13 protein-coding genes are annotated in these 13,010 nt (G+C 54.9%); 7 read left to right on the forward strand and 6 right to left on the reverse strand.

Annotation, left to right across the window (positions count from 1 at the left end):
* Positions 1–114: 114 nt before the first annotated feature.
* Positions 115–897 (forward strand): tyrosine-protein phosphatase, encoded by a 783-nt coding sequence (locus GUC22_RS18240; protein WP_102650064.1) that lies wholly within the window; start codon positions 115–117, stop codon positions 895–897.
* Positions 898–1,087: 190 nt separating this feature from the next.
* On the forward strand, positions 1,088–2,002 hold the full coding sequence (gene ldtB, locus GUC22_RS18245) for a L,D-transpeptidase (protein ID WP_004130773.1): 915 nt from the start codon (positions 1,088–1,090) through the stop codon (positions 2,000–2,002).
* Between the two features lie 43 nt (positions 2,003–2,045).
* On the opposite strand, the gene GUC22_RS18250 is transcribed toward ldtB, so the two are convergent.
* The 5 genes from GUC22_RS18250 to mntR form a co-directional block, all read right to left on the reverse strand.
* Positions 2,046–2,762 (reverse strand): GntR family transcriptional regulator, encoded by a 717-nt coding sequence (locus GUC22_RS18250; RefSeq protein ID WP_004135171.1) that lies wholly within the window; start codon positions 2,760–2,762, stop codon positions 2,046–2,048.
* 70 nt (positions 2,763–2,832) lie between these two features.
* A complete protein-coding gene (locus GUC22_RS18255) occupies positions 2,833–4,209 on the reverse strand; it encodes a glycoside hydrolase family 1 protein (RefSeq protein WP_024360121.1) in 1,377 nt (458 codons plus the stop codon).
* Positions 4,210–4,360: 151 nt separating this feature from the next.
* Complete coding sequence (locus tag GUC22_RS18260) at positions 4,361–5,401, reverse strand: aldo/keto reductase (RefSeq protein ID WP_004135173.1); 1,041 nt, start codon at positions 5,399–5,401, stop codon at positions 4,361–4,363.
* Between the two features lie 109 nt (positions 5,402–5,510).
* Entirely contained in the window at positions 5,511–6,617 is a 1,107-nt protein-coding gene (locus tag GUC22_RS18265) for an anion transporter (RefSeq protein WP_049130080.1), read from the reverse strand.
* The gene (gene mntR, locus GUC22_RS18270) at positions 6,614–7,087 is read right to left on the reverse strand and encodes a manganese-binding transcriptional regulator MntR (RefSeq protein ID WP_004130763.1); all 474 of its coding nucleotides are present in this window, start codon (positions 7,085–7,087) and stop codon (positions 6,614–6,616) included. Before mntR ends, GUC22_RS18265 begins: the two co-directional genes overlap by 4 nt.
* Positions 7,088–7,269: 182 nt before the next feature.
* On the opposite strand from mntR, the gene mntS reads away from it, so the two are divergent.
* Together mntS and GUC22_RS18280 are read left to right on the forward strand one after the other, a co-directional pair.
* Positions 7,270–7,395, forward strand: a complete 126-nt coding sequence (gene mntS, locus GUC22_RS18275) for a manganase accumulation protein MntS (protein WP_004130761.1) — start codon at positions 7,270–7,272, stop codon at positions 7,393–7,395.
* Positions 7,396–7,663: 268 nt separating this feature from the next.
* Positions 7,664–9,241 carry a phosphoethanolamine transferase gene (locus tag GUC22_RS18280; RefSeq protein ID WP_004135176.1) on the forward strand — a complete coding sequence of 526 codons (1,578 nt, stop codon included), beginning with the start codon at positions 7,664–7,666 and terminating at the stop codon, positions 9,239–9,241.
* A gap of 69 nt (positions 9,242–9,310) precedes the next feature.
* Here GUC22_RS18280 and ompX read toward each other — a convergent pair whose 3' ends face one another.
* Positions 9,311–9,823 carry an outer membrane protein OmpX gene (gene ompX / locus GUC22_RS18285; RefSeq protein WP_004130755.1) on the reverse strand — a complete coding sequence of 171 codons (513 nt, stop codon included), beginning with the start codon at positions 9,821–9,823 and terminating at the stop codon, positions 9,311–9,313.
* Between the two features lie 351 nt (positions 9,824–10,174).
* On the opposite strand from ompX, the gene rhtA reads away from it, so the two are divergent.
* The 3 genes from rhtA to glnH all read left to right on the forward strand — a co-directional run bounded on the left by rhtA (position 10,175) and on the right by glnH (position 12,910).
* Positions 10,175–11,062, forward strand: coding sequence for a threonine/homoserine exporter RhtA (gene rhtA / locus GUC22_RS18290; RefSeq protein ID WP_049130078.1), 888 nt, complete (start codon positions 10,175–10,177; stop codon positions 11,060–11,062).
* 221 nt (positions 11,063–11,283) lie between these two features.
* Positions 11,284–11,787, forward strand: coding sequence for a DNA starvation/stationary phase protection protein Dps (gene dps, locus GUC22_RS18295; RefSeq protein ID WP_004130751.1), 504 nt, complete (start codon positions 11,284–11,286; stop codon positions 11,785–11,787).
* A 376-nt stretch (positions 11,788–12,163) separates the two neighbouring features.
* A complete protein-coding gene (gene glnH / locus GUC22_RS18300; RefSeq protein ID WP_004135178.1) occupies positions 12,164–12,910 on the forward strand; it encodes a glutamine ABC transporter substrate-binding protein GlnH in 747 nt (248 codons plus the stop codon).
* Positions 12,911–13,010 lie beyond the last annotated feature (100 nt).

A 13,010-nucleotide genomic window follows, 5' to 3' on the forward strand; every position in this document is an offset into this window, starting at 1 on the left:
TCACTTTTCACGGGGCGTTATAAAATCATCAATGACGCTTGTGTTAGGGTCGTGTCATATTGCGCGGTTACACTGCTTAATGCGTAATTTTTTACCTTAATCTGGAAGGAACCTATGACCACACTCTCCCGCCATCCGGCTTTCTTATCGCTGCAGGGCGGTATCAACTTTCGTGACCTGGGCGGCCAGCGTACCGCCGACGGGCGCCGCGTGCGGACCGGAAAACTATTCCGCTCCGGCTCGCTGCATATGATGACGGCCGATGACCTCACCCACCTGGACGCCATCCCTCTGAGCCGGGTCATTGATTATCGCGACCCGGGAGAAGTGAATCGTAGCCCCGATAAGCTGAACGAAGCGGCTCGCTACCTCAACGCTCCGGCGAATCCGCACGTTCGCGACGTCAACGCCAAAGTCACCGAGCTCAACGCCGCCACGCTAAACGCCCTTAACGGCGAGCAGTTTATGCTGGAGCTCTATCGCCAGCTGCCGTTTAATAACGCCGCTTATCGCCAGCTGGCCGGCTGGCTGATGGAGCCTTTCGACGGCGCGCTATTGCAGCACTGCGCGGTAGGGAAAGACCGTACCGGCGTGGGCTGCGCGCTGACGCTGTTCGCCCTCGGCTGCGATCGCCACACGGTGATGGAGGAGTACCTGCTCACCCAGGGCATGCTGACGCAGGTCGAGGATTTTTTGCTCGCATCCCTCGGCAATGAGCTGACCGCCCGCGGCCGGCAAAACCTGGCGGAAATGATGACGGTGCATGAATCTTACCTTGCCGCCGCGCTTTCCGGCATCGATGAACGTTACGCCAGCGTCGATGCCTGGCTGGAAAAAGAGTATCAGCTGACGCCGCAGGCGCGAGAAGCGCTCCAGGCGCGGCTTCTGGAGGGGTAATCCCCTCCCGTTTTTAGCCTGCAGGGCCAGCGTTGACGGGCTACACTCACGGTCACAGGAAAAAAATGTGATTTCGTACACATCTCATTTACCTGTTTGCCGGAAAGCACATATAATGCGCTCCCATCGACTTCCTGTTTAAACTGACAAAGGCCTGTGCGGCATTAATATCGCCCACGACATAAAGATTATGAAATTATCAACACTCTTCGCGGCAGCCTTCGCCATCGTGGGCTTTTGCAACACAGCTTCTGCTGTAACCTACCCTCTGCCTACCGACGGCAGCCGTCTGATTGGCCAGAACCAGGTGATCACCATTCCGGAAGGCAACAAGCAGCCGCTGGAATATTTCGCCGCCGAATACCAGATGGGTTTATCCAACATGCTGGAAGCCAACCCGGGCGTGGACACCTTCCTGCCGAAAGGCGGCACCGTGCTGAATATCCCGCAGCAGCTGATCCTGCCGGACACCGTGCATGAGGGTATCGTCATCAACAGCGCGGAAATGCGCCTTTACTACTATCCGAAGGGCACCAACACCGTCATCGTGCTGCCGATCGGTATCGGCCAGCTCGGCAAAGACACCCCGATCAACTGGGTAACCAAAGTTGAGCGTAAAAAAGCCGGTCCGACCTGGACGCCTACCGCCAAAATGCACGCTGAATATGCCGCTGCCGGCGAACCGCTGCCGGCCGTTGTTCCGGCCGGTCCTGATAACCCGATGGGCCTGTACGCGCTGTATATCGGCCGCCTGTACGCCATTCACGGCACCAACGCCAACTTCGGCATCGGCCTGCGCGTCAGCCACGGCTGCGTGCGTCTGCGTAACGACGATATTAAATTCCTGTTTGAAAACGTGCCGGTCGGCACCCGCGTAGAGTTTATCGATGAGCCGGTAAAAGCCACTACCGAGCCTGACGGCAGCCGCTTCATTGAAGTTCACAACCCGCTGTCCACCACTGAAGAGCAGTTCCAGGGCGGCGAAATCGTACCGATTAACCTGACCAAATCCGTACAGGCGATTACCAGCCAGACTGACGTAGACCAGAGCGTGGTCGATCAGGCGATCCAGAACCGTTCCGGTATGCCGGTGCGTCTGAACTAACAGCGCATCGCGCAGCGCGGCGGGCCCGGTGCCCGCCCTTTTTTTATCCGTTATTCACCAGAATAATTCCGCCGTGATCGTAGCGATAGTGGCAATGGGCATACTCCAGCGGCGTACCGTCCTCAAGATAGATCACCTGCTCCACCTCCAGCACCGGATCGCTCGCTTCGCAGTTGAGATATTCCCTGTCCAGCGCCTGCGGTTTCATCGCCCGCACCACCCGATACGATCCCATCATCTTGAGCCCCAGCGTCTCCTGCAGGTAGCGAAACACCGAGCCTTCGAGATGCGTTTTATTCAGGCCGGGCACCAGCGCGACCGGCATCACGGTGAGATCCAGCGACACCGGTTCCTCGTTGAGCAGCCGCAGGCGAACGAAATCATAGACCGGGGCATCGGCGTCAATCAGCAACGAAGTTTGCTCTTTTTCCGTCGGAAAGCGCAGCTCGAAGCGAATCACCCGGCTGGCCACTTCCCCTAAGTGCTCCCAGGTTTTGGTGGCGCCAAAATAGTCGCTGCCGGGCAGTTCCCACTGCGAAAGCTGGAGGAAATTTTTGCGCACGAAGGTGCCCTGCCCCTTGCGGGTGTAGATAAGGCCTTCGACAATCAGCTGACGCATCGCCTGCTGGATGGTCATCCTGCTGGTGCTGAATTCCGCCGCTAACGCGAACTGGTCGGGTAACGGCGCGCTGGCGGGATACTGTCGGCTGATGATACGTTTTTTGATTTCCCGCGCGATACTCAGATATTTGGCCGTCATTCCCCGATCCTTTTACGTTGCTGATAGCGACTGGCGGGCAGAATATACCATCTGCCCGCGCGAGGCGCCGTTACATCTCTTCGCCATTGCTGCGAATGGCCCGCTTGAGCCAGGCATAGCTTTTCTTCGGAACGCGCTTAAGGTCCTTCAGGTCGTGGTTTTCACGGTTCACATAGACAACGCCGTAGCGTTTGCGCATATCGCCCTGCGAACTGAGAATATCGATCAGCCCCCAGCCCAGATAGCCAATCACCTGCGCGCCGTCCTCAAATATCGCCTCTTTCATAGCGTTGATATGATCGCGATGATAGGCGATACGGTAATCGTCAGCGATCGGGTTCTCGCCGTCCCAGGACTCAATCACCCCGATGCCGTTTTCAATCGGGAAGACCGGCAGACGCCAGTCGTTGTAGTAGCGGGTAATGATGGTGCGAAAGCCCAGCGGATCAATCTGCCAGCCCCACTCGGTAGCGTTCAGATAGTCATTCTTTTTATCGCCGAACTGCATGTAGTGGTTCACCGGCGTGCCCGGCGGGATCGGATCGCTATCCAGCGCCTTGCTGGCGTAGTAGCTAAAGGCCAGATAGTCGATTTTGACCTGCGCCATCAGCGCCAGATCCTCTGCGCGGTAGATATCCGCAAAGCCTTCGCGAGCGACAACGTGCATGACTTCCGGGCTGTAGCCCTCCCCGGCGAAGGCGCGCAGCAGATTCTGGTTTAAAAATTCGTCGAGCTGCTGGGCGCAAAGGATATCGCGCGGTTTACAGGTCGCCGGATAGACCAGCGCGTGGGCCAGCATGCCGCCCATCAGGCACTGCGGCTTCGCCTGGTGCAGATACTGCGTCAGGTGCACGTGGGCCATCATCACGTGGTGCTGGATCTGATACAGCTCGCGCAGGGTCTTCTCGCCGCGCATGTAGCCTGAAATCAGAAACGCGTCCGGCATATGGTAGAGATTCTGTTCATTAAAGGTCAGCCACCACTTCACCTTGTCGCCAAAGCAGTCGATCATCTTCTGCCCGTAACGAATAAAGGCTTCCATCACCCGGCGGTCGGTAAACCCGTTGTAGCGTTCAGCCAGCGACAGCGGCATATCGAAGTGATACAGGCAGATCATCGGCTCAATGCCGCGGGCAATCAGGTCATCGATAAACTGGTGATAAAAGGCGATACCTTCTTCATTGAACTCACCGTCGCCTTCCGGGCAAACGCGGCTCCACGCAATCTGGAAGCGGTAGCAGTTCATGCCCAAATCCTGCATCAGGTCGAAGTCTTCCCGGTAGCGGTGGTACGAATCGGTCGCCACCTTCCAGTCGGAAGTCAATTCCGCGGACTGGCGGATATCGTAAACCGACATCCCTTTACCGCCCTCATTCCACGCCCCCTCGGTTTGCATGCTGGAAACCGAGTTACCCCATAAAAAATCTGCCGCTAGTGTTCTGTTCATCGCTCGCACCCATGACTAGTCATATAAATTTCATGACTAGTCATATAAACGAAATCTTATTTTCGGGCAAACCCAGGGATCGTTTTTTGTGAGCGCAGCGGATAAAAAAGCCGGATCGCGAAACAGACGATCCGGCGTGCAAGAGAGGAAGTTACTGCTGTGCTAGCTGGTCGCGACGGTATTCGCCCTGGCGCTCCAGCATCCAGCCCGGATACTCTCGCGGCAGCGCGCTGACCGCATCAAGCCGCGCCAGCTCGTCGCCGCTGAGGACAATGCTGGTTGCCGCGAGGTTCTCGGCGAGCTGCTCCGCGCGCTTCGCGCCAATGATCACACTGCTTACCGCCGGCTGATGCAGCAGCCAGGCCAGCGCGATTTGCGCCACCGAAACGCCCTTCGCATCGGCAATCTCGCGCATTACATCAATGCAGTCAAAAGCCCGCGCTTTGTTCACCGGTGGGAAATCGAACTCCTGACGACGGCCGCCGCTCGCCGACTGTCCGTCGCGATCGTACTTACCGCTGAGCAGCCCTCCCGCCAGCGGACTCCAGACCATCAGGCCCAGGCCTTCGCTCTGCATCATTGGCGCCAGCTCGCGCTCCAGATCGCGCCCGGCAATGGTGTAGTAAGCCTGCAACGAGGCAAAGCGCGCCAGCCCCAGTCGTTCGGAAATGCCCAGCGCTTTGACTATCTGCCATGCCGCCCAGTTCGACACGCCGATGTAGCGGACGTGGCCGTGCTGCACCAGATTATCCAGCGCATACAGCGTCTCCTCGATGGGGGTCGCCGGATCGAAGCCATGGAGTTGATAGAGATCGATATGATCGAGCTGCAGGCGACGCAGGCTCTCCTTCACGCTGCCGATGATGTGATAGCGCGAACTGCCGCGCGAGTTCACGCCTGCGGTGCCGGTTTCGCCAAACACTTTAGTCGCCACCACGACGTTTTCACGCGGCACCTTCAGATTCTTCAACGCCTGGCCGGTAATCTCTTCCGAGCGCCCTTCCGAATAGACGTTAGCGGTGTCGATAAAGTTGATGCCCGCATCGAGCGCGCTGCCCACTAGCTGCTCTGCCTCCGCCTGGCGCAGCTGCCCCACTTTCCCCCACAGGCCGCCTTCGCCGCCGAAGGTCATGGTGCCCAGGCACAGCTCAGAGACAAAAAGGCCGGTATGGCCCAGTTTTTGATAACGCATAGGACTCTCCTTAATCAGGGTGATTCACCATCGTGAAGAGAGTTATACCCCGGAAAAGGAGAGCGCGAATGTGGCGTTTCTGTCCGTTTCTTGCCCAATTCTCTGAAAATCAGAGCTGCAGCAATCCATACCCCACCAGCGCCGCCCACAGCAGCATGGGCAGGGAATAGACGTGGAAACGCCACCAGATACGACGATCGCCGGCCATGCGCAGCGCAATCAGATTGGCCAGCGAGCCCGGCAGCAGGCCGAACCCGCCAACGTTAACCGCCCAAGCCAGCAGCGTTGAGGGCTGAACGTAATTAAGCAGCAAAATGGTCGCCGGGACGTTGCTGATAAACTGCGACAGGCCAATCGAGGTCAGCCACAATCCTCCCGCCGAGAGCTGGCCAACGCCGTTGAGCGCATGCTGTAGAACAGGCAGTTGGATCAGCAGGTGAACGTCAATAAACATCGCCATAAACACCAGCAGCAGCGTCCAGTCGACATTGATAATCACCGCCCGCGCCAGCAGCAGAAAACCCAGCGCGATCAGAGCCAGTCCCCACAGCTCCTGCTTCAGCTCTAAGGCGGTCAAAAAGACCAGATAGAACGCCAGGCAGCTCCAGACCAGCTTTGGCCGCCACGATGGCGCCTTATCGCTACTCTGATAGTTGAGATGTTTCGCGGGAAAGCAGAACCAGCACAGCGCCAGCAGGGTGATCATCATCGCCGCCGCCAGCGGCAGCATCTGGCCGATAAAGGCCGGAAAGGAGAGACCTGAGCGCCCCCAGAGAAGAATGTTTTGCGGGTTTCCGATAGGCGTTAACAACGACCCGGCGTTCACCGCCAGCGCTTCAAAAATGATTAACCGGCTTGTCGGGATGGCGCACCATTTTTTCAGGGTCAGCGTGAGCGGTACGACAATAAACAGCGCCACGTCGTTGGTTAAGAAGGTGGAAAGCAGCGCGGCCGCCAGCACCATAAAAATGGCCAGCTGGCGTTCGGTCACAAAGCGGCGCGCCATTTTGCGGCCAATGACGTCAAAATAGCCGCTCAGTTCGATACCTTTGGTCAGTAGCATCAGCCCGCTAAGGGTGATAATCGTATGCCAGTCAATGGCGTGAAGCCAGGCGGCGGGGGCAAACGGAACAAAGAAGCTTAAAACAACGCCGATAATCAGCAGCAGATGTAAAAAGCGGTCGCGGATCAGCGACTGAACAAAGACGAGGTTCATTCTCCCAGCGACCCCTGCTTGAGGGTAAACTGTTTAAACATCGCCAGCGTCTCTTCGCTGACGTGGTGCTCCATCCCTTCGGCGTCGCGACGCGCAATCTCCGGGCTAACGCCGATCACCAGTAAAAAGTTTTCGACGATCTGGTGGCGTTCCCGGCTTTCATGCGCCAGCTTCTCCCCTTCCGGAGTCAAAAAGATCCCCCGCCAGGGGATCTGTTCGATCAGCCCGACGCTCGCCAGTCTTTTTAACATTTTCGCAACCGTTGGCTGCGACACCCCAAGACGCGCGGCCATGTCCACCTGACGGGCTTCTCCCACTTCCATAATCAGATCGGAGATCAGCTCCACGTAGTCATCAATCAGCTCCCGACGATGCGCCTCGCGCACCTGACGAAACCCCTCAACGTGCTCCTCGACATTCACTAGCTGCGTCACTTTTTTTGTTATTGGCTTACCTGCGCGACGGTTCATTGTGCTTCCTCATTCCTGTGACGCATCAAGCATCATATAAAAGGATCCCCATTGTAATGGATCGCGCACGGAGAACAAAAAATTAACGTTTTAGCCATAGCTATAAAATATAGCCTGTGCTATATCTGTACGTAATACACACATCCTTCAGGGAGCGAAGGACGAAGTTACAGGAGGTCGTTATGAATGAATTCAAGAGGTGCTTAAACGTGTTTACCCATTCTCCTTTTAAAGTTCGGTTAATGCTTGTCGGTATGCTGTGCGATCTGATCAACGGCAAACCCCCACAGGATAAACCCAACAACTAGCGCGGCGTCGCGGTACGCCGCTTCATTTTTCTGTCATATTTCCCTGCCACACTGGCTGATTACTCAGCGCTTCAGCAACTTTTTTCAAGTTTTGTAAGCTTTCTCCCAAAACAATCCGTTATGGATAGTTGACCTTAACATTTGCAAGCCCTATCTTTTGTCAGCCCTGCCACTACTGCGGCTCGCAGAGACCCTCTTCACGCACTGTCCAGCAGGTTTTACCCCTTGATGCCAGGGGACGCACATGGCTCTTTTTTGATTGTTTACTATGAATGTCACGCTGAAAGAAACGCTGGTCGCCCGCGGACTGGTACTGAACCCATGGACAGGATTCTATTTTTTACAATCGCTGTTTATTAACCTGGCGCTGGGCTACGACTTTAGCCTGCTCTATACCGTTGCTTTTACCTGCGTGCTGCATCTTCTGTGGCGCAGCTTTCCGCGCGCGCAAAAAGTGGTGGTCGGCGTTTATTCGCTGCTGGCGGCCATGTACTACCCTTTTGGCCAGGCCTACGGCGCGCCTAACTTCAATACGCTGCTGGCGCTGCATGCCACCAACCTCGAAGAGTCCACCGAGATCCTGACCATTTTCCCGTGGTACAACTATCTGCTGGCCGTGTTTATCTTTGCGCTCGGCGTCATTGCCGTACGCCGTAAGCCGGAAACGTCGGCGCGCTGGGGGAAAATGGATACGCTGGGGCTGCTGTTCTGCACCGCGATTTTCTTTCTCCAGCCGGTGCAAAACCTCGCCTGGGGCGGCGTCTTTAAGGTTATCGATACCGGCTATCCCGCCGTCCGCTTCGTTAAAGATGTGGTGGTGAATAATAATGAAGTGCTGGATGAGCAGGCGCGAATGGCGCAGCTCGCCAATATGAAAGACAGCTGGCACGTACTGGCGGTAAAGCCGAAGTATCATCTGTATGTGGTGGTGATTGGCGAGAGCGCCCGTCGCGATGCGCTCGGCGCCTTTGGCGGCCACTGGGACAATACCCCGTTCGCCAGTTCGGTAAAAGGCTATCTGTTCAATGACTACGTTGCCGCCAGCGGCTCAACGCAGAAGTCGCTCGGTTTAACCCTCAACCGGGTGGTCGACGATAAGCCGCAGTTTCAGGATAACTTTGTGACCCTCGCCAACCGCGCCGGTTTTCAGACCTGGTGGTTCTCGAATCAGGGGCAAATTGGCGAATACGATACGGCGATTGCCAGCATCGCCAAACGCGCGGATGAGGTTCAGTTCCTCAAGAATGGTGATTTCGAGGCCAATAAAAATACCCAGGATGAGCAGCTCTTAACGCTGACCGCGCAGGTGCTGGCCACCCGCCGTACCCAGCCGCAGCTGATCGTCCTGCATTTAATGGGCTCACATCCGCAGGCCTGCGATCGCACCAAAGGGAAATACACGGTTTTTGTTCAGTCGAAAGAGACCTCCTGCTATCTCTACACCATGACGCAAACCGACACGCTGCTGAGCAATCTTTATACTCAGCTACAAAACTCTGGCGAAACCTTCTCGATGACCTATTTTTCCGATCACGGTCTGGCATTTAAAGAGCGCGGGAAAGAGGTGCAGTATCTGGCGCACGACGATAAGTATCAGCAGAATTTCCAGGTACCGTTTATGGTGATCTCCAGCGATGATAAAGCGCATAAGGTCATTAAAGCGCGGCGCTCCGCCAACGACTTCCTGAGCTTCTTTTCCCAGTGGACCGGGATCAGCGCTCAGGAGATTGCCCCGCGCTATCGTTTCATCTCTGAACAAAAGGCTGGCCCAACCTACATCACCAACTTCCAGCTGAAGAAAGTGGACTATACCCATCTGGGTACCGACGCGTTCACTATCAATTAACTCAGACGCGTAAACAGCAGGCAAAAAAAATCCGCCCCTCAAGGCGGATTTTTTATATCACCGAAGTGATTAGAAGCGGTAACCTACGCCAGCAATCCAGGTGCCAACGTCAACGTTACGAATGCGAGACTGCTCGTAGGAGAAGTCCAGGGCAACGTTTTCGATCGGGTTGAACTGCAGACCAGCGCCGTAAGAGAAACCGTAGTCGCTCATATCAGATTTGTTCGGGTAGCTGTTGTCCTGGAATTTACCGTAACCAACACCCACTACGCCGTAGATGCTAGCCCAGTCGTTCAGACGGTAAGCCGGACCTGCGGTGATGCCGTAGTACTGGCCTTTTTTGTAAACGCCAGATTCAGAACGATCTTTTTCGGTGTAGGTGAAAGAACCGATAACACCCAGCGGGTTGTTGTCTTGCTCGTAGCGGTACTTCAGGTTGAAACCGCCAGCTTTGTTCGCTTCACCCTGCATGTCGCTCTGCGCGTAGCCACCGGTAACGGTAGAAGTCGCAGCGAAAGCAGTGGTACCTACGGATGCAGCCAGAACAACGGCCAGTGCTGAAAAACGTGCAATTTTATTCATAACCACCTCAAATGTGTTTCTAATAAGTCCTAAGCCTTAAATATAACAAAAACTTTTGGGAAACTCTTTTCACTTTACATTGTCTAACGTACTTTTTCATGTAACTAAAGGTTTCTACGTTTCTATAACAAACTGGAAAACAAACCTTTTTTACAAATATACTCCTATTAAGGCTCATAAAGCGCCAGACGTGTATCCAGATTATTCCTAATCTGGTGGTGAAATTATCTTCAGACCCGCCCTATTGTACTGCTTTTAAGACCCTTTTTTTCAACATTAGCTCAACCGGCGCGGGGTAATTCAATTACACTGGAACCTTTACCGCATTTGACAAAATTGACAGGAGAAAGGATGCCCGGCTCGTCTCGTAAGGTACCGGCATGGTTGCCGATACTGGTTATTTTAATCGCCATGATTTCCATTCAGAGCGGCGCCTCGCTGGCCAAATCACTCTTCCCGCTGGTCGGCGCCCCAGGCGTTACCGCCCTGCGCCTGGCGCTCGGTACCTTAATCCTGGTGGTCATCTTCAAACCCTGGCGCCTGCGCTTTGCCCCGGAGCAGCGTCTGCCGCTGCTGCTGTATGGCCTCTCGCTTGGCGCGATGAACTACCTGTTCTATTTATCGATTCAACGCATTCCGCTCGGCGTCGCCGTCGCGCTGGAGTTTACCGGGCCGCTGGCGGTAGCGCTATTTGGATCCCGCCGCCCCCTCGACTTCGTCTGGGTGGCGCTGGCGGTGCTCGGGCTATGGTTCCTGCTGCCGCTGGGGCAAAGCGTGTCGCAGATCGATCCCGTTGGCGCGCTGCTGGCGCTCGGCGCGGGCGCCTGCTGGGCGGTTTACATTCTGACCGGCCAGCGCGCCGGGGAAGAGCACGGCCCGGCAACGGTTGCCATGGGGTCGCTGATCGCCGCGGTGGTCTTTGTGCCGATGGGGATGATTCAGGCCAGCGATACGCTATTTCAGTGGGGGCTGCTGCTGCCGGGGCTCGGGATCGCCATTTTATCTACCGCGCTGCCCTACTCTCTGGAGATGGTGGCCCTGACCCGTATGCCGAGCAAGACGTTCGGCACCCTGATGAGCATGGAGCCGGCTCTCGCCGCGCTTTCCGGGATGGTGTTTCTTGGCGAAACGCTAACCGCGACCCAAACGCTGGCGCTGGGGGCGATTATCCTGGCGTCAATGGGCTCTACGCTGACAATGCGTCGGGAAACCAAAATCCAGAAGGTCGACATCAACTAACTAAAAAAGGGCTGATTGGCGGAAAAACCAATCAACCCCCTTTGATTTATAAAGCATTTCACCCGACTAACAGCCCTGCACTATCAGACCGATAGAGACTACCGCCGCTGCAAAGCTCAGATCCGTTGCTATACTTAATTCCGCAAGTTATTGGGATGAGACGCTCCGAATAATTCGAATTTGAAGTATGACGAGTACATATATCAAGAGGATATGACACTATGAGTACCGCAAAACTGGTTAAAACTAAAGCAACGAATCTGCTCTATACCCGTAACGACGTCGCTGATAGCGCTAAGAAGGCGACCGTTGAGCTGCTGAATCGCCAGGTGATCCAGTTCATTGACCTGTCTTTGATTACCAAACAGGCTCACTGGAATATGCGCGGTGCAAACTTTATTGCCGTTCATGAGATGCTGGACGGCTTCCGCACTGCGCTCGTCGACCACCTTGATACGATGGCAGAACGTGCCGTACAGCTTGGTGGCGTAGCGCTGGGTACCACTCAAGTCATCAACAGCAAAAGCCCGCTGAAAAGCTACCCGCTGGATATCCATAGCGTCCAGGACCATCTGAAAGAGCTGGCCGACCGCTATGCCATCGTCGCCAACGATGTGCGTAAAGCCATCGATGAAGCCAAAGATGAAGACACCGCTGATATCTTCACCGCCGCTTCCCGCGACCTGGATAAATTCCTGTGGTTCATCGAAGCCAATATCGAGTAACGCCAACTGCCGTCAGCCACGCTGGCGGCTTTTTTTATTTACTTCCACCCCCCCCACCACGCACCACCTCAGTGCATGAGAATGTTCAAAATACGTGCAAAAGTAAATCAATTGTAATAATCACCTCACACAATCGTTACGCCGAGATTGTTTTAACATCAGGGTTTGCGCTAAAAATGCTCGTGTTATGCGATGCTCTTATGATGCACCAAAATAACGCCCCATAATGGTGCATTTAACGTTGTCCGTTATCAACATTGTGCAACAGGATTCATCCTGATTGTTATAAAACAACAGGTTGTAAAACTGGCATGATATTTTCATAAGGCAACTTGTTCTCGCAGGGGATCGTCCCGTGGATAAAAAAGGAAATGCTATGAAGTCTGTATTTAAAGTTTCACTGGCTGCACTGACCCTGGCTTTTGCGGTTTCTTCTCACGCCGCTGATAAAAAACTGGTTGTCGCGACCGATACGGCGTTTGTTCCGTTCGAATTTAAGCAGGGCGATAAGTATGTTGGTTTCGACGTTGACCTGTGGGCAGCGATTGCAAAAGAGCTGAAGCTCGATTACACCCTGAAGCCAATGGACTTCAGCGGCATTATTCCGGCGCTGCAAACCAAAAACATCGACCTTGCGCTGGCGGGGATCACCATCACCGACGAGCGTAAAAAAGCCATCGACTTCTCAGATGGCTACTACAAAAGCGGCCTGCTGGTCATGGTCAACGCCAATAACAACGATATTAAGGATGTCAAAGATCTGAACGGTAAAGTGGTTGCCGTGAAAGGCGGCACCGGTTCCGTCGATTACGCAAAAGCGAATATCAAAACCAAAGATCTGCGCCAGTTCCCGAACATCGATAACGCCTATATGGAACTGGGCACCGGTCGTGCCGATGCGGTTCTGCACGATACGCCAAACATCCTTTACTTCATCAAAACGGCGGGCAACGGCAAGTTCAAAGCGGTAGGCGACTCGCTGGAAGCGCAAAACTACGGTATCGCCTTCCCGAAAGGCAGCGACGAGCTGCGCGAAAAAGTGAACGGCGCGCTGAAAACGCTGCGTGAGAACGGCACCTACAATGAAATTTATAAAAAATGGTTCGGTACTGAACCCAAATAATAATTAGCGATGCTCTCTTCCAGGCCTGCGGTGGTCTGGTAGACCTGGAGCGCTCCGGGCTACCCCCTCAGCAGGCCTGAATAGTTTTCTCAGAGGGTTT

Source organism: Klebsiella sp. MPUS7 (genome assembly GCF_009905335.1).
Lineage (GTDB): Bacteria > Pseudomonadota > Gammaproteobacteria > Enterobacterales > Enterobacteriaceae > Klebsiella > Klebsiella grimontii.